The following is a 20,531-nucleotide window of genomic DNA, read 5'->3' as shown; positions in this document are numbered from 1 at the left end:
TATTTTATCGGAGTGCCGCGACAGTCGCAAGCGCTCCTTCGAAATTGTCATAAATCACATTGCCCACGACGATTGTATCGACGTGTTCAGCCATCACCCGGGCTGACTCGTATCCGGTGATGCCGCCCCCATAAAACAGATGGGCGTCCGGCACCGCTAGCCGCACTTCTTGGACGAGCTCGACCGATCCGAACGTGCCGCTATACTCCACATACAAGGAAGGCAGGTGGAACAAGCGATGTCCCGCTTCCGCATAAGCGATGGCTGTCTCGATGGACAAATCGGTCTTCGCCTCGGTCACATGGGCCACTTTCGCATCTGGATTCAAAACGATATACCCTTGTCCGGTCACATCCGCATGAAACAAGTGTCCGTATCGTTCGAACGCCCTCGTTTGATGACCGATGACCCAGTCCACGGTGCCCGCGTTCAAGACGGTCGGAATGAAATAGTGGTCGAAGCCTCGAATCACTTGCTCGGGATGGCTCATCTCAAGCGCGAGCGGGATACCACATCCTTCGAGACGAGTGTAGAGCGCGAACGTGTTCTCCGCGTCGACCCCGTCCGTCCCGCCGATGAGGAAAGCGTCCGTGCCCGAACGGATGAGCGCCGCGAGCGCCGAATCATCGAGCGGTTTATTCGGATCAAGTTTAAAGACGTGGCGCCACGATTGAAAATCCATTCGGCTTCCCTCCCATTCGATACCTTCTCTAGTGTAGCGATTTTTCCTGTCGCTTGCATCTGTTGAACAAAAAAAGACTTGCCGAGGCAAGTCTCAAGCACGTCTAGCGTGCGTCTTTTGTTCGCGGGCCGTCATCCATTTGGCGACGACGAGTGCGAACAGTCCGTAAACTGGGATGAACCAGAGCGGATTGGCCAAAAAGAAGCCGAGCACTGGAATCTCGAGTAACGGTGAATCCGGCGAGCAGAGCGCCGTTCCGTTTACGACCGCGATGAACGGTAAGACCGGGACGGCGAACACGTAACCAAAATTGATCCAAAAAGCCTTCATGATCTGAGCTCCTTAGCCTAAGATGATTGATTCTTTCGGATAATTGTACATCCGTTTCGGCTGTCTCCGCTGCAAAATCAAAATGAAGGCGATGACACCGATTCGACCGATGAACATTAAAATCGTGAGCACCCATTTTCCGACGTTACTGAACTCTGCCGACAGACCGACCGACAAGCCGGTCGTTCCGAACGCTGAGCACGCCTCGAACAAGATGCGGGTAAGCGATGCGTCTTCAAAGAAGGTGAGCACCATGACCCCCGTGAGCAGGACAGCGAGTGACACCGTGATGATGACAAACGCTTTCCAAATATCCTCGAGCACAATCTCACGCCCGAAAATTTTGATGGACGAGTCCCCGCGAATGAACGCGACGACCCCGAGCACGGCGACGGCGAACGTCGTCGTCCGAATCCCCCCGCCGACCGAGGACGGGGACGCCCCGATGAACATCAGAATCGATAACAATAACATACTGCCTTCCGAGAAGAGGTTGACGTCGACCGTCGTCAAGCCTCCGTTTCGCGTCGTCACGGACTGGAACAACGAATCCGAGAGCGCCAGCCAGAGCGGTAAGTCTTTGAACGCGTTATTGTATTCAAATAGAAACAAGCCGACGGTCCCGACCGCAATCAATCCGAAGAACGTGGATACCGTCAATTTCGTGAACAACGAGAAACGGCGCGGGAAATTTTCACGTTTCCGCATAATTCGGTTCGTCAAGTAGGTGCGAATCTCGACGAGGACCGGGAACCCGATGGCGCCACCGGTCATGAGCGCGATTTGCGTAAAGATGACGAACGGGTCTTCCCGAAACGGCGCGAGCGAGCTGCCGGTGATATCGAACCCGGCGTTCGTCGTCGCACTGATTGAACCGAACAGCCCTTGCAGGAACGCCTCTCTGGCCGTATCAAAGTAATTTAAGTAATGGATTCCGAGTATGATTGCCCCAATCGCTTCAATCGTGATAACGGTGATGACGATTTCCGCAATATACTTCACGATTCCAGACATCGACGTCTGGTTCTGGTCCCGTAAAATCAGCTGCCGCTCGCGAAAACCGATGCGCTTTCCGAGCAAAATCCACATGATGACGTGCAAACTGATCAGACCGACCCCGCTCACTTGAACGATGAACAGGATGATGAACAGCCCGAACGTCGAAAACGTCTCCGTCACGACGATTGGCGTCAAGCCGGTGACGCTTACACAGCTGACCGCGAAGAAGACGAGATCGGTGAACGTGATCGTGACACCCGGCTGTCGCGCAATCGGTAAGGCGAGCAGAATGATCGACAACACGACCGCCGCACTATAGATGAGTACGAGCGTCTGGACCGGTGTCAGGTTTCGAAAGAACAGCTGTACATTTCGTTTCATAAACTTGTCTTGCATCTCGCCCCTCCTCTCCCATCAAAAACAAGATGACTCTTACGAGTCACCTTCTGATTGTTGTAGACGTTCAAGGGCAAGATCATAACCGCCAGACCCGTAGTTCAAGCAACGCTTGACGCGGGAAATGGTGGCTGTCGAAGCGCCTGTCGCTTCTTCAATTTTATGATATGTGCTACCTTCGCGAATTTGGCGGGCCACTTCAAGCCGTTGGGCGAGCGCCTGTACTTCGTTCACGGTCGCTAAATCTTCAAATAGTTGATAACAGTCTTCGAGTGTATCGAGCTTCAAAATCGCCTCAAACAGCTGATCGAGCTCTCGTCCTCGTAATTTATCGAGTTGCATCCGCAAGCATCCTCTCTCATCGTACTTCTTTATCATTCTAAAGCACGACCGGCTCGGACTCAACTGTTCATCGTAAAATTGCCGGAAATAGTATTTGTTTCTTCATCACTTCGTAAATTCCGAGTGGCGTGGCCCGGACGTACGGCAAGTGCGTCGATGCCAAGAACAGGAGCGTGTATATCGGATCTTCGAACTTGTACCCGCGTGCGAGGAGCTCAGCCCGCAACACTTCTTCTTGGACAATCAGTTGTTCGACCGGTTCCTTCGACGTCATGCCACAGAGCGGGAGCGGGATTTCTGCGACGATTTCACCGCGGTCGACGAGGACGATGCCGCCGCCAAGTTCTTTCATCCGCTCGAACGCCGTCATCATGTCGCGTTTACATTTTCCGAGAATTAAATAGTCGCCGCTAATTGAATACGAGCTGACAAGCCCACCGAAGTCGTTGGCAAATCCTTTCAGCACCGTGTTGAGGCGCCACTTCCCTTCTTTATCAAGCAACATGAGGAACGACTCGTCCCCGTCACGCGGCAATTCGTCTTGACCGGTGTCGTGTGTGATTTTGAACAGTTTCATGATGACCGAGTTGACCATGTCGAGCCCGACAGGCATGCTGAACGACAGATCGTTCGGCGTCAGTTCGATGTCGACGTTCGTTGACGGCATCAAGGCAAGCGCCGCATCGACGAGCTCGTTCGGAAATTCGGACGTCCCGTCCCGATAAATCCATTGCCCTTTAGCAATGACAGCGGTCGGCCGTGGCTCATCAATCGCATCAAGAATATTGAGATGGGCGATGCGTCCCGGCGCAATCGAACCGAGGACGTGATCGAGCCCGAAGTGGCGCGCCACGTTCAACGAGACGATGCGGTACGCTTCAACCGGAGGCAATCCGGCCTCAATCATGATTTTTACGAGTGCGTCTTGGAGCCCGTCTTGATAAAAGCCTGGCGTCGAACCGTCTGTCGTGACCATAAGATGATCGAACGCCTCGAGTCCTGCGTCGAGCAGACCACGGATGATGCCCGGTAGGTCGGGACGGATTGAGGAATGACGGAGCGTCGTCGTATAACCGTGTTCAAGCCGGCAGAGCGCTTCTTCGGCCGTCATCGCTTCATGGTCGCTGTGAACACCCATCAGCGCCATCTTCGTCAACGTCTTCGCCGAGGCACCTGGGAAGTGTCCTTCGACCGGGAGCCCGCACGTCTCCGCATCGAGCATCCACTGAAGCATCTCGTCATCACCTTTTAACGTTCGCGGCCAGGCCGTCAATTCTCCGGCCATGATGACGTCCGGGTGATTGAACCAAGCGTGAATCCGCTCGGAGTCGACGAGGACGCTATCACGGTCAAGTTCGGTCTGCGTATCGAGACGCGCCCACCAGTACGTGCTCGTCGGAAGCTGTTGCATCGCTTCCAGTTGCGCAAACGCTTGCTCCTTATTTTGTAAAAAAAGAAGCATGTTGTCATTCACGAGCGTTGTCGTCCCCCGCTCACCTGCATACTTCGACAGCGTCGCCGGATTATATAGTTGGAATGGATGCGCGTGCGGCTCGATATAGCCCGGCACGATGTATTTCCCTGACATATCCACCGTCTCGACGGCGGCTTTCGGTACATCTGGCCCGACATAGACGATTCGGTCATGCTCAATCCATATGTTTGCTTGTTTCCACTGCTTCACGTACATGTTTAAGTATGTGGCATTCGTCAATACGAGCGAAGGTGGTCTGACTTGGCTCACGACTTCTAATTGTGACCGAATCATCGCTTTAGACCACGGTGCCCGCGCCGATCGTTTTGGTGGCATCGAACCCAATCCTCCCTTAATCGCCTCGCCATTATTATTAGAAAATAATTTTGTAAGCGTTTTCTTTCTTCTGATTCAAGTTTACCTTTTCTCTGAAAGGCTCGCAAGCTATGTTGCCCATTGTAACGGAATTCACATGAAATTCACACAAATAAAGACGTCTCCCGCGGGAGACGCCTTCACCATTCATACATCGTGACCGTCTTTTTCAAATAATGCTCGAGTTGAGCGAGCGGAACGGGCTTGCTGTAATGATAGCCTTGAATGAGGGAGCTGCTATGTTCGAGCACGAAGGCAAGCTGTTCTGGACGTTCGACTCCTTCGGTGACGATATCGAGCCCGAGCGTGTGGAACGTCTGATATAATCCTTCGAGCAACGCCCGGTCAAACGTGTTCTCTGGAATCCCTTTGACGAAATTCTGGTCGATTTTAATCAAGTCGAGTTGGAGCGACTGTAAAAACGACAGCGACGACGTGCCGACCCCGAAGTCATCGAGCGAGATTTTGACGCCGATGGCCTTGAGCGATTGAATGAACTGCTGAAGCTCATATAAATTGCCGCCGACCTCGCTCTCGGTGATTTCCACATGGAGACGGTGAGGGTCAAACCTCGAACTCATCAACACTCGTTCTAATGAAGCTAAAAACGATCCGTCGGCGATTTGGCGCTTCGACACGTTAATCGATAGGAACAAGTGATGTCGTTCCACGTGGTCTTTCATCTCTATGACCGCTTGTTCGAGCACCCAACGACCCAAATCAGAGATGAGACCGAGCTGTTCGGCGACAGGTATGAACAGTCCAGGTGAGATTTGACCTTTCGTCGGATGATTCCAACGAACGAGCGCCTCCACGCCACGTACGGTAAACGGTCGCGGCGACACGATTGGTTGATAATATAGTTCGAATTCATCATGTTCGAGAGCATGGCGCAAGTCACGCTCCATCTCGAGCGTCTGTAAGTAGTGGCTTCCATCCTCAATTTCTTGGAACGTGAGCACTCGATTCTTTCCTGAAAGTTTTGCCTCATGAATGACGACATCGAGCCGCCCCATCATCATCTCGTACGTATGGTGCGGTTCGGCACAAGTGAACACATCGATACCGATTGTCGCCGCCATCCCCTTCACCCCGTTGACTTCAGCCCAATCCTTCAAGTCTTTGATCAAACGCCGGGCGACCGGCTGCAATTGTTCGAGCGTCCAGCTTGGGTGGACGAACATGAATTCATCGGCACCGATTCGGGCGACAAATCCGTCTTCTTTATAAAAGTTAAGTCGGGAAGCGATATAAATCAGGACGGCGTCGCCTGTCCGGTGTCCATACTGGTCGTTGACGCGCCGGAAATCGTCCAAGTCCAAACCGAGCACGCCGATTTGGTCTTGTTTGCCGCGTATGTTCGAGAAGTAGTCCTCAAGCGCGAGCCGGTTCGGGAGCACCGTCAACGCGTCACGGAACGCCCGATCAATCACTTCGGCACGTGTGTCTTCGAGTGCCGCGAGCACTTCATTCATGCTCGTTGCCATCTGTTCAATCTCATCGTGGCTGTTCGCATCACGACTGAGCCGGAGCCGACTATCCCGTTCGAGCGTGATCACTTTCAACTCACTGACGATTTCCATGAGTCGCCGAATCACGACCCGGTGAATCGTCCATAGCAACGAAAAGAACAGGCCGAGCCCAAGGACGACGAGGGCGATCATCCCGAGTCGCAACATCGCCACCGTATTTTCATAATGTGTTTGTTCGACGGTGAATTTGACTTCGAAATCGGACTGTTGAAACACCGTGCCAAGTGGAATCACAACGTTGGTCCCCGCATCGCCATCCGTGATGACCGTCTGATTTTGACGCGCAGGTTGAATCGTCAATGGAATTTTCGTCTGAGTGCTCATGTCCGCCAGAAATGCCGAATCCACGAACTCGAACATGACGAGCGTACCTTGACTTGGACCACTACTATCACTTCGTAAAATCGGGTGGCTTACGTACAGCGTCGGACCGAAATCACTCGCATATATGCCGTTTTGCGTACCTTCCTGATTACTCAATCGAGAAGTGACCGCCTTGATGAGCGTTTGTTGATCGGATTTTGACAACGTCGTGCCCGCTGAACGGAACGACGAGTAGAAAGTTTCTCCGTTCTGGTCCAAATAGACGATGGCGTTTACGCTCAAGTTTTCAAGCGATTCCTCACTAATGTTACTTTGAACATAGGAGGCGTTCCGTCGCTGCACGAACGTATACGTGTCATTCCAGACAGCCCAGTCGACGAGTGTGCGCTCGAGCGTATGCTTCCGATTGGCAAGCGTCTCTGACACGCTCGCGACGTGACTCTCGACCGTCTGCCGGTCTTGTTCCATGCTTTTTTCGATAAAATAAGGGCGGACCCCAAAAAAGATGACTCCGACAAACACGACTATATTCACGGCCACCGCAATCATGAGTTTCGTCCGAATGCGCACGTCGACCACCTTCTTCCTTCAATCTACTCCATTATTGTAGAGCAGGAAGTGTGAATTCCCTTCTTTTCGCATGAAAAAAAGGACGGGTTGACCCATCCTTTAAAAAATATGTGCCAACGCCCGTCCCCCGATGTCTCGACGGTAGAACGTCTTTGGCAAATCAAGTTGTTCGAGTGCCGTATAGACGGCATGTTTTGCTTCGAGCAAGGTCGGTTTTGTCGACGTGAGCACGAACAAACGCCCCCCATTGCCGACGATGTCCGCCCCGTCACGGGTCGTGCCCGCATGGAATACGAGCACATCGTCTCGTAAGTCACCGAAGCCTGATAGTACCTGTCCGGTCGTCGCTCGATCAGGATAGCCTTCTGCCGCGACGACGACTCCAATCGTATAGCCTTCCACCCATTCAATCGGATACGGTTTTTGGTCCACGACCGCCTCGATGACGTCGAGGAGAGGAGATGCCAAGTTCGGGAGAATGACCTCGGTCTCGGGATCGCCGAACCGAGCGTTGAACTCGATTACTTTCGGGCCATCCGCCGTCAAGATCAAGCCTGCATACAAGAACCCTTCGAACGGAGTTCCTCGTTCGACCATCGTCCGCGCGAGCGGGAAGAGCACGCGCTCGACCGCTTCCGCGTACACGGCATTGTCGAGATGAGGCATCGGACTGTACGCGCCCATGCCACCCGTATTCGGCCCTTTGTCGCCGTCAAACGCACGCTTGTGATCTTGTGACGTGATCATCGGAATGACGTGCTCGCCTGAGACAAACGCCATGAGCGAGAACTCTTCCCCGTCTAAAAACTCTTCGATGACGACACGGGACTGATCCCCGAACTTATCGGTGCCGAAGATGTCGTGAATCGCCTCTCGCGCCTCTTCGAGTGTGAACGCGACGGTCACGCCTTTCCCGGCAGCGAGCCCGTCCGCTTTGACGACGAGCGGCGCTTCCGACTGATCGATATGACGTAGCGCTGACTCGGCGTCGGTGAACGTGTCGTACCCTGCGGTCGGGATATTTGCTTCGCGCATCACTTCTTTGGCGAAGGCTTTACTACCCTCGAGGAGCGCTGCCGCTTTCGTCGGTCCGAAGATGTGTTGACCTTCTGCTTGGAACGTATCGACGACACCGGCCATCAGGGCCGATTCGGGGCCGACAATCGTCCAGTCGATTCCTTCGCGCTTCGCAAACCCAACGAGGGCCAAGACATCCGTCTCTTCAATCGGCACGCACGTCACACCGTCCATATTGAGATTACCCGGGGCGACGAACACCTCATGTCCATCTTGTCCCAGTTTCCAGGCGAGCGCGTGTTCACGGCCGCCACGTCCTATGACGAGTACGTTCATCTTATCGCTCCTCTCAATGTTTGAAGTGTCGAACCGACGTGAACACCATCGTGATGCCGTGACGGTTCGCCGCTTCGATCGACTCTTCGTCACGAATCGACCCGCCCGGTTGAATGATGGCCGTGATCCCAGCCGCAGCCGCAGCCTCGACCGTATCGCCCATCGGGAAGAACGCATCGCTACCGAGAGCGGCCCCTTGAGCACGTTCCCCTGCTTGTTCGAAAGCGATTTTCGCCGCGCCGACGCGGTTCATCTGTCCCGCACCGATGCCGATTGTCGTCTCGTCTTTGGCTACGACGATGGCGTTTGATTTCACGTGTTTCACGACACGCCACGCAAGCTTCAAGTCTTCCCATTCAGACGCCGTCGGACGACGGTCCGTCACGATTTGGCATGACGCATCATCGAGTGTGACGTCGTCCCCGTCTTGCACGAGCAGACCGCCCGCGACGGCTGTCAACCGCATCCCTGTCATCTGGCCCATGTCGAGCGTCAATAACCGAAGATTCTTTTTCTCTTTCAATCGGTCAAGTGCTGCCTCACTAAAGGATGGTGCAATGATGATTTCTAGGAAAATGTTGCGGAGCGCCTCTGCCGTTTCCACATCGACTTCACGGTTTAAGGCGACGATACCCCCAAAAATCGAGACCGGATCGGCCGCATGCGCTCTTGAGAACGCCTGGCTGATCGTTTCTCCGACAGCGACACCGCACGGGTTCATATGTTTGACGACGACCGCTGCCGGCTCCGTCAATTCGCTGAGCGCCTCGAGCGCCGCATTCGTATCTTGGATATTGTTATATGAGAGTTCTTTGCCGTGCAGTTGTTTCGCGTTCGCGAGCGTCATCCCGTGATAGAGCGGCGTCTTATAAAACGCTGCCTGCTGGTGCGGGTTTTCCCCGTAACGAAGGTCTTGTACTTTCTCATACGTGACCGTGAGCTGTTCCGGGAACGTCTCACCGATCTGCTGCCCTAAATAGTCGGCAATCAAGGCGTCATACGCCGCCGTGTGACGGAACGCTTTTGTCGCAAGACGTTGACGTGTTTCGAACGTCGTCCCGCCGTCACGAACCGCTTCGGCCACATGACCATAGTCGGCCGGGTCAACGACGACCGTCACGCTGGCATGGTTTTTCGCGGCCGAACGAAGCATACTCGGTCCACCGATATCGATATTTTCAATCGCTTCTTCATACGTCGCGTTCTCTTTCGCAATCGTCTCTTTGAACGGGTATAAATTGACGACGACATAGTCGATTGGCTCGATGTCGTGGTCTCTCATCTGTTCGACGTGCGAGTCCAAATCGCGGCGTCCGAGCAGACCACCGTGAACGAGCGGATGGAGCGTCTTCACACGTCCGTCGAGCATCTCTGGGAACGACGTCACTGCTGAGATGTTTTTTACCGGAAGGCCGGCCGCGATGAGCGCTGCTTCCGTCCCACCTGTCGAAATGAGTTCGATGCCCGCTTCATGCAACGCCTGCGCGAGCTCGACGATTCCTGTTTTATCTGACACACTCAGTAATGCTCTCACTTGAAAACCTCCTGTTGGATAAACACTTGTTGTAGTACGCGCGGATAGAGCTGATGCTCGACCGCTTGGATGCGTCTTGCCGCTTCGGCCGCATCACAGCCTGCGATGGCGACGTCTTGTTGGGCGATGATTGGTCCCGTGTCCATCCCGGCATCTACGTAATGAACCGTGACCCCGCTCGTCGGCACATTCGCCGCGAGCGCCTGACCGATGGCGTCTTTTCCAGGGAACGCTGGTAAGAGCGACGGATGGATGTTGATGATTTGCTTTGGATACGCGGTAAGCAGCACGTCCCCAATCAACCGCATATACCCGGCCAAGACAATATAGTCGGCGCCGAGTGCCTGTAGTAGGACGAGTATTTCTTGTTCGAATTCCGCTTTTGAGGCGTACGTCTTCGGTTCGAACGAGAAGGTCGGGATGTTGAACCGATCGGCCCGCTCGAGTACTTTCGCTTCTGGTTTGTCCGTGACGAGCAGGACGCATTCCCCTGACAAGTCGCCTCGGTCAATGGCTTGCCAAATCGCTTCGGCGTTGCTACCGGACCCGGAGGCGAAGATGGCAAATTTTTTCACTGGTCGACCCCCATGATGCGGACGCCCGGTTTGGCATCAACTTTCCCGATGCGGTGCGACGTCTCTCCAGCGCGTTCGAGTGCGGCTTCGACGGCTTCGACATCTTCAGGCCGGACCGTGATCATGAAGCCGATGCCCATATTGAATACGTTGAACATCTCTTGTTTCGAGACGTGCCCGACTTGCTCGAGCCAGTCGAACACGGGCAGACTCGGCCAATTCGATGCGTCGAACGTGACACCGAGACCTTCCGGCAACATGCGTGGCACGTTCTCGTAAAAACCGCCGCCCGTGATGTGGGCCATGCCTTGGACACGCCCCGTCGCGATGGCCGCTTTCGTCGCCTCGGAATAGATGCGTGTCGGCAACAAAAGGGCGTTCCCGAGCGTCGTATCGAGCATGGCGATCTCATCAGTGTAGGCGAGCCCTTGCGACTCGACGATATGGCGGACGAGCGAGAATCCGTTCGAATGGACACCTGATGATGCTAAACCTAGGACGATGTCCCCCGCTTCGATTGTCCGTCCATCGATCAGTGCTTCCTTCTCGACGACACCGACGGCGAATCCAGCGATATCGTACTCGCCGTCCGGATACATCCCCGGCATCTCGGCCGTCTCGCCTCCGACGAGGGCACAGCCCGCTTGGACGCAACCTTCGGCGACCCCTGCGACGATGCGCTCGAGTTTGGCCGGTTCTGCCTTGCCGGTCGCGATATAGTCTAAGAAATAAAGCGGTTCGGCCCCGTGGACGAGACAGTCGTTGACACACATCGCCACACAGTCAATTCCAATCGTATCATGTTGGTCGAGCGCGAACGCGAGTTTGAGTTTCGTGCCGACCCCATCCGTTCCGCTGACGAGAATCGGATGTTTCAACTGCATCGAGCCGAGGTCGATCATCGCCCCGAAACTACCGAGCCCGGTCATCACTTCTGGACGCATCGTCCGTGCAACGTGACGCTTCATGCGTGATACTGCTTCATAGCCTGCTTCTAAATTCACACCCGCTTGTTCATATCTTAAACTCATCGTCAGTCCCCCTCAAGCTTTTGTCTCTGTTACAAGTTCCGCCAGTTCAGTTGGATAAAGTCCGGTGAAGCAAGCGGCACACTGCCCGCGCAAGTTCCCTTCGAACGGTCGGTCGATCGCTTCGACCGTTCCGTCCAATGTGAGGAACGCCAGTGAATCGGCCCCAATCTCTTCTTTAATCTCTTCGATGGATTTGGTGGCCGCAATCAACTCTTCCTTTGATGATGTATCGATGCCGTAATAGCACGGATGCTTGATTGGTGGTGACGTGATGCGAACATGCACCTCGGTCGCCCCGGCTTCACGGAGCAACTTGACGATGCGTCTGCTCGTCGTACCGCGGACGATCGAATCGTCGACCATGATGACCCGTTTTCCGTTCACGACGCCTCGAAGCGCCGACAGCTTCATCTTGACACCGCGCTCCCGTAGTTCTTGCGACGGCTGAATGAACGTCCGGCCAACATAGCGGTTTTTAATGAGTCCCATCTCGTACGGAATCCCGCTCGCCTCGGCGTAACCGATGGCCGCCGAAATGCTCGAGTCCGGTACGCCGGTGACGACGTCCGCTTCGACTGGTGCCTCGTCGAACATCTTCTTCCCCATCGCCTTACGGGCGGTGTGCACGTTGACGCCATCGATAATCGAGTCCGGCCGCGAGAAGTAGATGTATTCCATTGAACACATCGCGCGGACCGATGCCTCGCTGTACCGCTCCGACACGATCCCGTCTTGCGTGATCATGAGGAGTTCCCCTGGCTCGACATCGCGTACGTACGTCGCCCCCACGACGTCAAACGCACATGTCTCTGAGGCGAATACGTAGGCTCCGTCCTCGGTCTGGCCGAGCGAGAGCGGGCGCAAGCCGTGAACGTCGACGCCGACGTAGAGCGCGTCTTCCGTCAAGAAGAGGAAGGCGAATGCGCCGACGAGACGGGCCAAGCTATCTGCAATCCGCTCTTTCATCGAGTTGCCGCGGCTTCGTTTAATCAAGTGGGCGACGACTTCCGTATCGGACGTCGTCTGAAAAATCGCACCTTCCGCTTCGAGCATATGTTTCAACTCGTTGGCGTTGACGAGGTTACCGTTATGCGCCATCGCCAAGTCGCCCGTAAGCGACTTGAAGTGGAGCGGTTGGACGTTCTCGAGCGTGTTGCCGCCTGCCGTCGAATAACGGACATGACCGATGGCGTGATGCCCGGTCAATGCGTCGAGCGACGGTTCGTCGAACACTTCAGCGACAAGGCCAAGCCCGCGTTTGGCGTGCAAGCGCTCGCCGTCAGCCGTGACGATGCCTGTCCCTTCTTGTCCCCGGTGTTGCAGGCTGTGGAGGCCGTAGTAGGCGAGGTGTGACGCTTCGTGGTGATTAAAAACCCCGAATACCCCGCACTCCTCGTTCATGCCTCGGATGTCATATAACATGGAATAGCTCCTTCCCATACCCGTTCAAGTTCCGTGACATCCATTTCGATGAGGCGGTCGCTCGCACGGACCGTCAATTGTGGCGTGTCTGTCACCTGTCCGATGCGTGTCGCCTTCGTCAACTTCGCGAACGCATCAGCCTGATGTGGCGCGACTGTGACGAGGAACCGTGACTGTGATTCGCTGAAAAGTGTCGTCACGAGATCTGCGTCGACTGTGACATCTGCGCCGAAGCCCGTGCCGAACACGAGCTCAGGGAGTGCCGCGGCGAGTCCGCCTTCCGATACGTCGTGGGCCGCTGTGACAAGACCTTCCCGAATCGCCGTAAGCAATACTTGTTGCTGACGGCTCTCTGTCTCGAGGTCAAGCATCGGCGCCTGTCCGCTCACTTTACCGTCTTGCAGCATTTGAAGCGCACTGCCACCGAACTCAGGTTTCGTCTCTCCGAGCAAGAAGATGATGTCGCCTGCTGCTTTCGCGAACGACGTCGTGATATGTTCCGGTTTGTCAATCAAGCCGACCATGCCGACGACCGGCGTCGGATAAATCGCCGTCCCGTTCGACTCATTGTAAAGCGAAACGTTCCCACCGATGACCGGTGTGTCGAGGGCACGGCACGCTTCTGCCATCCCTTCGACAGCTTGATCGAGCTGCCAAAACCCTTCTGGCTTGTCCGGGCTACCGAAGTTCAAGCAGTCCGTGAGGGCGAGCGGTGTGGCGCCGCTGGCAACGATGTTGCGCGCTGCCTCTGCGACCGCAATCGCACCACCGACACGTGGGTCGAGGTACACGTATTTGGCGTTGCAGTCCGTCGTCATCGCGAGTGCTTTGTCTGTGTCGCGAATCCGGATGACGGCCGCATCACTTCCTGGCGCGACGACAGTTGACGTTTGGACCATATGGTCGTATTGCTCATACACCCAACGTTTCGAGGCAATCGTCGGCATGGCGAGCACGTCTTTCCATGTCGTGAGTACGTCCGTGACGACCGGTTGGACCGGTGCCATCGTTTGGAACGTCTCATAATATGCCGGTACTTTCGACGGCTTATGGTAGACCGGTGCGTCTTCTGCGAGCGCGTCGACCGGTACTTCGGCTGCGACTTCCCCGTGATGAAGAAGACGGAGCACTTTGTCTTCGATGACGACACCGACTTTGATCGCATGAAGTCCCCACTTCGTGACGATTGCTTCGATTTCATCTTCATGCCCTGCCTTGACGACGAGAAGCATCCGCTCTTGTGACTCGGACAACATCATCTCGTATGGCGTCATGTCAGCCTCGCGTTGTGGGACGAGGTCGAGGTTCATCTCGATGCCCATGCCTGCCTTCGATGCCATCTCGGCTGAAGACGACGTGAGACCGGCCGCTCCCATGTCTTGGATCCCGACGAGGGCCGGGTGCTTAATGACTTCCAAACACGCCTCAATCAACAGCTTCTCCATGAATGGGTCACCGACTTGGACGGCCGGGCGTTTCTCGTCCGCATCCTCACCGAGTTCTTCCGAGGCGAACGTCGCCCCGTGAATGCCGTCGCGTCCTGTCGTCGCGCCGACGTACATGACCGAGTTGCCGACACCTTCGGCAATCCCTTTTTGAATGTCTTCATGGCGAATGAGTCCGACGCACATCGCGTTGACGAGCGGGTTGCCGGCATAGGCCGGGTCGAACGCGACTTCCCCACCGACCGTCGGGATGCCGACACAGTTGCCGTAACCGGCGATGCCGGAGACGACGTGGCCGAAAAGATGTTTCACACGTGATTCGTTCAAATCTCCGAAACGGAGCGAGTTGAGGAGTGCGACCGGTCGCGCGCCCATCGAGAAGATGTCGCGGATAATCCCGCCGACCCCTGTGGCCGCACCTTGGTACGGCTCAATCGCCGACGGATGGTTATGGCTCTCGATTTTGAATGCGACGGCCTGGCCATCGCCGATGTCGACGATGCCAGCACCTTCCCCGGGTCCTTGAAGGACGTGTTTCCCAGTGGTCGGGAATTTCCGGAGGACAGGCTTCGAGTTTTTGTACGAACAGTGTTCAGACCACATGACCGAGAATAACCCGATCTCTGTGTAATTCGGCTCACGACCGAGCAGTGACACGACGAGCGCGTATTCCTCATCGGTCAAGCCCATCGTGGCGTAAAGTCGCTCTTCACGGATGTGTGTTGCTGTCGGTTCAGTTGTAAGTAGCATGTCGAGTCCCCCATTTCACCATTGAAGTGAATAATCGTTTGCCGTCTTCCCCGCCTAAGAGTGCTTCGACCGCTCGTTCCGGGTGTGGCATCATTCCGAGTACGTTGCCTTGTACGTTCGTGATTCCTGCGATATTCGCGACCGATCCGTTCGGATTGTCGGTATACGTGAAGGCGATCTGTCCGTTCGTCCGGAGCGTCTCAAGTGTCGCCTCGTCACAGTAGTAGTTGCCTTCCCCGTGGGCAATCGGGACTTGAATCGTCTCCCCGAGCGCATAATCGTTCGTGAACATCGTCTCGTTCGTCTCGACTTTCAATTCGACCGTCTTGCACATGAACTTCAAGTCACGATTGCGCATCAACACACCCGGGAGAAGCCCGGCTTCGACGAGCACTTGGAAACCGTTGCAGACGCCGAGTACCGGACGCCCTTCTTCGGCGAACCGTTTGACTTCACTCATAATTGGTGAGAACTGGGCGATGGCGCCACAGCGCAAGTAATCCCCATATGAGAATCCGCCTGGCAGGAGCACACCGTCGTAACCGTCAAGCGACGTTTCCGTATGGAACACATAGTCCGCTTCTTCGCCGAGGACATCTTTTACAGCGTGATACATGTCGAGGTCACAGTTCGATCCGGGGAAGACGATGACAGCAAATTTCATGCGAGTACCCCCATCTCGATTCGATAGTTCTCGATGACCGTGTTGACGAGCAACTTCTCACACATGTCACGCACCATCGCTTCGGTCGTCTCATCTGCCACTTGAAGCTCGATGACTTTCCCGATGCGTACCGACTCTACCCCTGTAAAACCGAGATGTTCGAGTCCACCTTTTACGGCGACGCCTTGTGGATCCAGTACACTTTCACGTAATGTCACGTACACGTTTACTTTTTTCATCGGTCCATTCCCCCTATGCGTGTTAACAGTTGGCTGTATGTGTCTGTCAGAGATCCAAGGTCCCTGCGGAAAACGTCTTTATCGAGCTTTTGTTTCGTCTCTTTGTCCCAAAGCCGGCATGTGTCTGGTGAAATCTCGTCGGCAAGGATGACCGTGCCGTCGACTTTACCGAACTCAAGTTTGAAATCGATTAAATCGATACCATGTTCATTGAAGAAATCGAGCAACACATCGTTGACCCACAGACCAAGTTGTCGCAATGTTTCGACTTCTTTATGTGTGGCAACTTGCAGTAAACGGATATGATCCTCCGTTAAGAGTGGATCTCCGAGTGCGTCATCTTTATAGTAAAACTCGACGATTGGTGACAGGAGTGGTGTCCCTTCTTCCCAACCTAGTCGTTTGGCAAGGCTTCCGGCGGCGACGTTGCGAACGACGACCTCGAGCGGAATGATGTCGACACGGCGCACGAGCTGCTCGCGATCCGATAGCCGCTTAATGAAATGCGTCGGAATCTTGTTATCGTGCATGAGTTCGAACAAGCGCGTCGTGATGGCATTGTTCAACACGCCTTTGCCGGCGATTGATTCTTTCTTCTCCCCGTTAAATGCTGTCGCGTCGTCTTTATAATAAACGCGGAGCACACCCTGTTCTTCAGTCTCAAATAACGCTTTCGCTTTACCTTCGTAAATTGCTTCCATCTGTATCGTCCCCCTTAAAAGTGAGAGGGGCATGAAGCCCCTCAACGATCACAAACCACAGCGTTCAAAAATAACATCGACACGGCGCACGTGATGGCTCGGGTCGAATAGGTCGTCGAGCTCGTCACTCGTGAAGAGTGCGCCCATCTCGGCGTCTTGTTCAATCAAGGTGCGGAACATCGTCTCTTCTTCCCACGCTTGCATCGCCTTCGGTTGAACGGCATCATAAGCGGCTTCGCGCGACCATCCTTTTTCAATCAACGCGAGCAAGATGCGTTGGGAGAAGATAATGCCAAACGTCCGGTCCATATTGCGCCGCATGTTGTCTGGGAAGACTGTCAAGTTCTTCACGATATTGCCAAAGCGGTTCAACATGTAGTTGAGAAGGCTCGTCGCATCCGGAAGAATGATTCGTTCGGCTGAAGAGTGCGAGATGTCACGTTCATGCCAGAGCGGGACGTTCTCATACGCCGTCACCATATGACCGCGAATGACACGGGCCAGGCCGGTCATGTTCTCTGAACCAATCGGGTTACGTTTATGTGGCATCGCTGAAGACCCTTTTTGACCTTTGGCGAAGAATTCTTCGACCTCACGTGTCTCTGTCTTTTGAAGGCCGCGAATCTCTGTCGCCATCTTCTCAATCGATGTGGCGATTAACGCGAGCGTCGACATGTATTCGGCGTGACGGTCACGTTGTAACGTCTGCGTCGAAATCGGTGCTGCTTGAATCCCTAATTTGTCACACACATACGATTCGATGAATGGATCAATGTTTGCGAACGTACCGACCGCACCACTCATCTTACCGAATTCAATCGTCTCGCGGGCTGCCATAAACCGTTTCTTGTTGCGCTTCATTTCTTCGTACCAAAGGGCGAGCTTCAACCCGAACGTCGTCGGTTCTGCATGGACACCGTGTGTACGACCCATCATGATGTCATACTTATGTGCTTTTGCTTTCTCAGCAAGGATGTCGATGAAACGGTCGATATCAGCTTCTAAAATATCGTTCGCTTGCTTAATCAAGTACGATAAGGCCGTATCGACGACGTCTGTCGAAGTCAGTCCGTAATGCACCCACTTCCTCTCTTCACCGAGTGTCTCTGAGACGGCACGGGTGAATGCGATGACATCATGACGCGTCTCTTGCTCGATTTCAAGGATGCGTTCGACATCAAACGACGCCTTGTCCCATAAGACGGCGACATCTTCCTTCGGGATGATACCAAGTTCGCTCCACGCCTCGCAGGCGTACAGCTCTACTTGGAGCCATGCTTCAAATTTATTCTGGTCTGTCCAAATCGCCGCCATCTCAGGACGGGTATAACGTGAAATCATAAAACGGTCTCCTTCCAAATTGCCAATTGTTCGATGGTCTGAAGCGCTTCTTCGACGGAAGCAGCAATCACGTTCAAATGTCCCATTTTCCGCCCCTGCTTCGCTTCTTCTTTCCCATACAAATGTAGTTTAACATTCGACGGTAACGTTTGCGGGTTCAGCTCGTCCATATGTTCGCCTAACAGGTTGACCATGACGATTGGTGTGTAAAGCGTCGTTCGTCCAAGCTTCATCCCGGTGATTGCCCGAATGTGTTGCTCGAACTGTGATGTCTCACAGGCATCAATCGTGTAATGCCCTGAGTTGTGAGGGCGTGGCGCAAGTTCATTCACGTACAATGAACCGTCTTCCATAATGAACAACTCAACCGCAAGCGTACCGATCAGTCCGATGTGGTCAGCGAGTTGGAGGGCCAAATGACGCGCCTCCTCTAAAATATCAGGCTCCACTCGTGCCGGTACAATCGAAAGATATAAAATATTGTTTCGATGAATGTTCTCGCTGATGGGGAACGTCGTCGTCTCGTGCGTCCCTCTCGTCACGATAACAGAGATTTCTTTTTTAAAAGGAAGCCAAGCTTCGGCCACATATTCCGTCTCTTCGAACTGATCTGTGAACGAGCTTACGTCTTGTTCTGAACGTATTACCGTTTGACCTTTACCGTCATAACCAAAACGGCACGTCTTAATCACAAACGGAAAACCTAACACGTCTCTTGCTCGAATGACATCACGGACGGAACGGACTGGAACGTACGGTGCGACTTGAAGACCTGCCCCTTCAATCATTTGTTTTTCAAAGATTCGATGCTGTGTCGCCTTCAAGACATCCATCCCTTGAGGACATTTGTCAGCAATGGCTTCAATCATCGCTGTATCAATGTTCTCAAATTCATAGGTGATGACGTCTGAACGATGTGCAAGTTCACGTGCTGCCGTTACGTCGTCAAATGCGGCGACGATGCTTGGTGCAACCTGAGCGGCGGGCGCGTTTGCGTTTGGATCGAGGCTTAGCGTTTCGTACCCCATAGCACTCGCACTGAGAGACATCATGCGACCTAACTGACCTCCACCTAAAATGCCGATTTTCATTAGATCAGTTCCTCCGTCGCTTGAAGTGCCATATCGCGCTTCGCTTGGCGATATGTATCTAGGCGTTCAACCAGTGCGGGGAATTGCAGGCTGAGGATTTGAACGGCGAGTAGGGCCGCGTTCGTCGCCCCGGCACGTCCGATAGCGACCGTTGCCACTGGTACTCCTGCAGGCATTTGAACAATCGAGAGCAAGGAATCAAGTCCATTTAACGCTTTAGATTGAACAGGCACTCCGATGACAGGAAGCGTTGTTTTCGCTGCGACCATTCCCGGTAAATGGGCTGCTCCTCCTGCGCCTGCAATGATGACTTGTATGCCTCTAGCACGGGCCTCTTCAGCATATTTAAACATTAAGTCCGGCGTCCGATGTGCCGAGACAACTTGTTTTTCATATGGAATACTCAATTCTTCTAGGATGTCACAAGCATGGCGCATCGTTTCCCAATCAGACGAGCTACCCATGATCACACCTACTGTTGTCTTCATTCAAATGTCCCCCTTAAATAAAGAAATCCCTAAACCGAATAACCAGTTTAGGGTATAGGCCACGACAAAAAAATGTCGACTATACCCCATAGTCTGATCAGAATCGGCGATCAGGTAGAAACTTGCGAGCCATTTCCTCGCGATTATATGGAGCACTATTTAATTTGTTATTAACTCACACGCCTATCGTACCTTGTTCTTTCAAAACATGTCAACAAACTGCGAACAATTTAATTGTCTGAATATTTATCGTTCGTCTTTAGTGGTGTTAAAATACAAAAAAACCGCCACGCATTCGTGACGGTTTGGCATTATGATTCGAGAGCAACGCACTCAAACAAAATCGATTGATGGGAATGTACAGGTTCGTCTTTGGTTCCCGTTTGTTCAAAGACAGGCTTTTCAATCCTACGTACCGGGCGATACCCCATTTGAGCAATTCGATTTAAACAGTCATCGATTGTCTCGTTTGGCTCGACGTATACTTTGATTTTTTTGGCCATCTGTTCTTCCTCTCTTTCATTTGAATCACGATATAAATAAAAAAAGCGGCGGCCCTTGAGCGAATGCTCCAGAACCACCGTTTGCCTGGCGACGTCCTATCCTCACAGGGGGAGACCCCCAACTACTTTCGGCGCTGAAGCGCTTAACTTCCGTGTTCGGCATGGGAACGGGTGTGACCACTTCGCCATCGCCACCAGACATAGAGAGATCGTTCTCTCAAAACTGAAGACTCATCAATTCATACAAACCTTAGACTAGATCAAAGCCTCGACCGATTAGTATCATTCAGCTCCACACGTCGCCGTGCTTCCACCCATGACCTATCTACCTCATCGTCTCTGAGGGGTCTTTCTTGATTGCTCAAAGGGA

At 53.7% G+C, this 20,531-nt stretch carries 19 protein-coding genes, 2 rRNA genes and 1 riboswitch; all 21 genes read right to left on the bottom strand.

Annotated elements, in window-relative coordinates:
• Nucleotides 1–4: 4 nt before the first annotated feature.
• The gene (gene pcrB / locus KNP80_RS06155; protein ID WP_214834234.1) at nt 5–682 is read right to left on the bottom strand and encodes a heptaprenylglyceryl phosphate synthase; all 678 of its coding nucleotides are present in this window, start codon (nt 680–682) and stop codon (nt 5–7) included.
• Nucleotides 683–775: 93 nt separating this feature from the next.
• Nucleotides 776–1,012, bottom strand: coding sequence for a hypothetical protein (locus KNP80_RS06150; protein ID WP_021065206.1), 237 nt, complete (start codon nt 1,010–1,012; stop codon nt 776–778).
• A gap of 12 nt (nt 1,013–1,024) precedes the next feature.
• Nucleotides 1,025–2,407 carry a TrkH family potassium uptake protein gene (locus KNP80_RS06145; protein ID WP_214719791.1) on the bottom strand — a complete coding sequence of 461 codons (1,383 nt, stop codon included), beginning with the start codon at nt 2,405–2,407 and terminating at the stop codon, nt 1,025–1,027.
• Nucleotides 2,408–2,443: 36 nt separating this feature from the next.
• Nucleotides 2,444–2,749, bottom strand: coding sequence for a YerC/YecD family TrpR-related protein (locus tag KNP80_RS06140; RefSeq protein ID WP_034781303.1), 306 nt, complete (start codon nt 2,747–2,749; stop codon nt 2,444–2,446).
• Between the two features lie 67 nt (nt 2,750–2,816).
• On the bottom strand, nt 2,817–4,559 hold the full coding sequence (locus KNP80_RS06135; protein WP_214834231.1) for an adenine deaminase C-terminal domain-containing protein: 1,743 nt from the start codon (nt 4,557–4,559) through the stop codon (nt 2,817–2,819).
• 179 nt (nt 4,560–4,738) lie between these two features.
• A complete protein-coding gene (locus KNP80_RS06130) occupies nt 4,739–7,024 on the bottom strand; it encodes a bifunctional diguanylate cyclase/phosphodiesterase (protein WP_353047975.1) in 2,286 nt (761 codons plus the stop codon).
• 99 nt (nt 7,025–7,123) lie between these two features.
• Nucleotides 7,124–8,377, bottom strand: a complete 1,254-nt coding sequence (gene purD, locus KNP80_RS06125) for a phosphoribosylamine--glycine ligase (RefSeq protein WP_214834225.1) — start codon at nt 8,375–8,377, stop codon at nt 7,124–7,126.
• A gap of 13 nt (nt 8,378–8,390) precedes the next feature.
• Nucleotides 8,391–9,911 (bottom strand): bifunctional phosphoribosylaminoimidazolecarboxamide formyltransferase/IMP cyclohydrolase, encoded by a 1,521-nt coding sequence (gene purH, locus KNP80_RS06120; protein WP_214719787.1) that lies wholly within the window; start codon nt 9,909–9,911, stop codon nt 8,391–8,393.
• Entirely contained in the window at nt 9,908–10,486 is a 579-nt protein-coding gene (purN, locus tag KNP80_RS06115) for a phosphoribosylglycinamide formyltransferase (RefSeq protein WP_021065199.1), read from the bottom strand. The genes purH and purN overlap by 4 nt, the downstream gene beginning before the upstream one ends.
• Entirely contained in the window at nt 10,483–11,517 is a 1,035-nt protein-coding gene (purM, locus tag KNP80_RS06110) for a phosphoribosylformylglycinamidine cyclo-ligase (RefSeq protein ID WP_214833145.1), read from the bottom strand. Before purM ends, purN begins: the two co-directional genes overlap by 4 nt.
• Before the next feature lie 12 nt (nt 11,518–11,529).
• Nucleotides 11,530–12,939 (bottom strand): amidophosphoribosyltransferase, encoded by a 1,410-nt coding sequence (gene purF, locus KNP80_RS06105; RefSeq protein WP_058765678.1) that lies wholly within the window; start codon nt 12,937–12,939, stop codon nt 11,530–11,532.
• Nucleotides 12,915–15,134: a phosphoribosylformylglycinamidine synthase subunit PurL gene (gene purL, locus KNP80_RS06100; RefSeq protein ID WP_214834222.1), complete on the bottom strand. Its 2,220-nt coding sequence runs from the start codon at nt 15,132–15,134 to the stop codon at nt 12,915–12,917. Before purL ends, purF begins: the two co-directional genes overlap by 25 nt.
• On the bottom strand, nt 15,118–15,798 hold the full coding sequence (purQ, locus tag KNP80_RS06095; protein WP_214719784.1) for a phosphoribosylformylglycinamidine synthase subunit PurQ: 681 nt from the start codon (nt 15,796–15,798) through the stop codon (nt 15,118–15,120). Before purQ ends, purL begins: the two co-directional genes overlap by 17 nt.
• Nucleotides 15,795–16,037 carry a phosphoribosylformylglycinamidine synthase subunit PurS gene (gene purS / locus KNP80_RS06090; RefSeq protein WP_021065194.1) on the bottom strand — a complete coding sequence of 81 codons (243 nt, stop codon included), beginning with the start codon at nt 16,035–16,037 and terminating at the stop codon, nt 15,795–15,797. The genes purQ and purS overlap by 4 nt, the downstream gene beginning before the upstream one ends.
• Complete coding sequence (gene purC, locus KNP80_RS06085; RefSeq protein ID WP_214719783.1) at nt 16,034–16,738, bottom strand: phosphoribosylaminoimidazolesuccinocarboxamide synthase; 705 nt, start codon at nt 16,736–16,738, stop codon at nt 16,034–16,036. The genes purS and purC overlap by 4 nt, the downstream gene beginning before the upstream one ends.
• A 48-nt stretch (nt 16,739–16,786) precedes the next feature.
• Nucleotides 16,787–18,079, bottom strand: coding sequence for an adenylosuccinate lyase (gene purB, locus KNP80_RS06080; protein WP_214833141.1), 1,293 nt, complete (start codon nt 18,077–18,079; stop codon nt 16,787–16,789).
• Nucleotides 18,076–19,170: a 5-(carboxyamino)imidazole ribonucleotide synthase gene (gene purK, locus KNP80_RS06075; RefSeq protein WP_214719781.1), complete on the bottom strand. Its 1,095-nt coding sequence runs from the start codon at nt 19,168–19,170 to the stop codon at nt 18,076–18,078. Before purK ends, purB begins: the two co-directional genes overlap by 4 nt.
• Entirely contained in the window at nt 19,170–19,658 is a 489-nt protein-coding gene (gene purE, locus KNP80_RS06070; RefSeq protein WP_214833137.1) for a 5-(carboxyamino)imidazole ribonucleotide mutase, read from the bottom strand. Before purE ends, purK begins: the two co-directional genes overlap by 1 nt.
• 69 nt (nt 19,659–19,727) lie before the next feature.
• A riboswitch (purine riboswitch) is annotated at nt 19,728–19,829 on the bottom strand.
• 140 nt (nt 19,830–19,969) lie between these two features.
• Nucleotides 19,970–20,161 (bottom strand): NETI motif-containing protein, encoded by a 192-nt coding sequence (locus KNP80_RS06065; RefSeq protein WP_021065189.1) that lies wholly within the window; start codon nt 20,159–20,161, stop codon nt 19,970–19,972.
• A gap of 83 nt (nt 20,162–20,244) precedes the next feature.
• Nucleotides 20,245–20,360: ribosomal RNA gene (gene rrf / locus KNP80_RS06060) — 5S ribosomal RNA — on the bottom strand.
• Between the two features lie 57 nt (nt 20,361–20,417).
• Nucleotides 20,418–20,531 (bottom strand): 23S ribosomal RNA (locus KNP80_RS06055); the annotation flags it as partial.

Origin of the sequence: Exiguobacterium sp. E4787 (assembly GCF_018618375.1) — a bacterium.
Lineage (GTDB): Bacteria > Bacillota > Bacilli > Exiguobacteriales > Exiguobacteriaceae > Exiguobacterium > Exiguobacterium chiriqhucha.
This window is presented reverse-complemented; position numbering and strand designations above follow the sequence as displayed.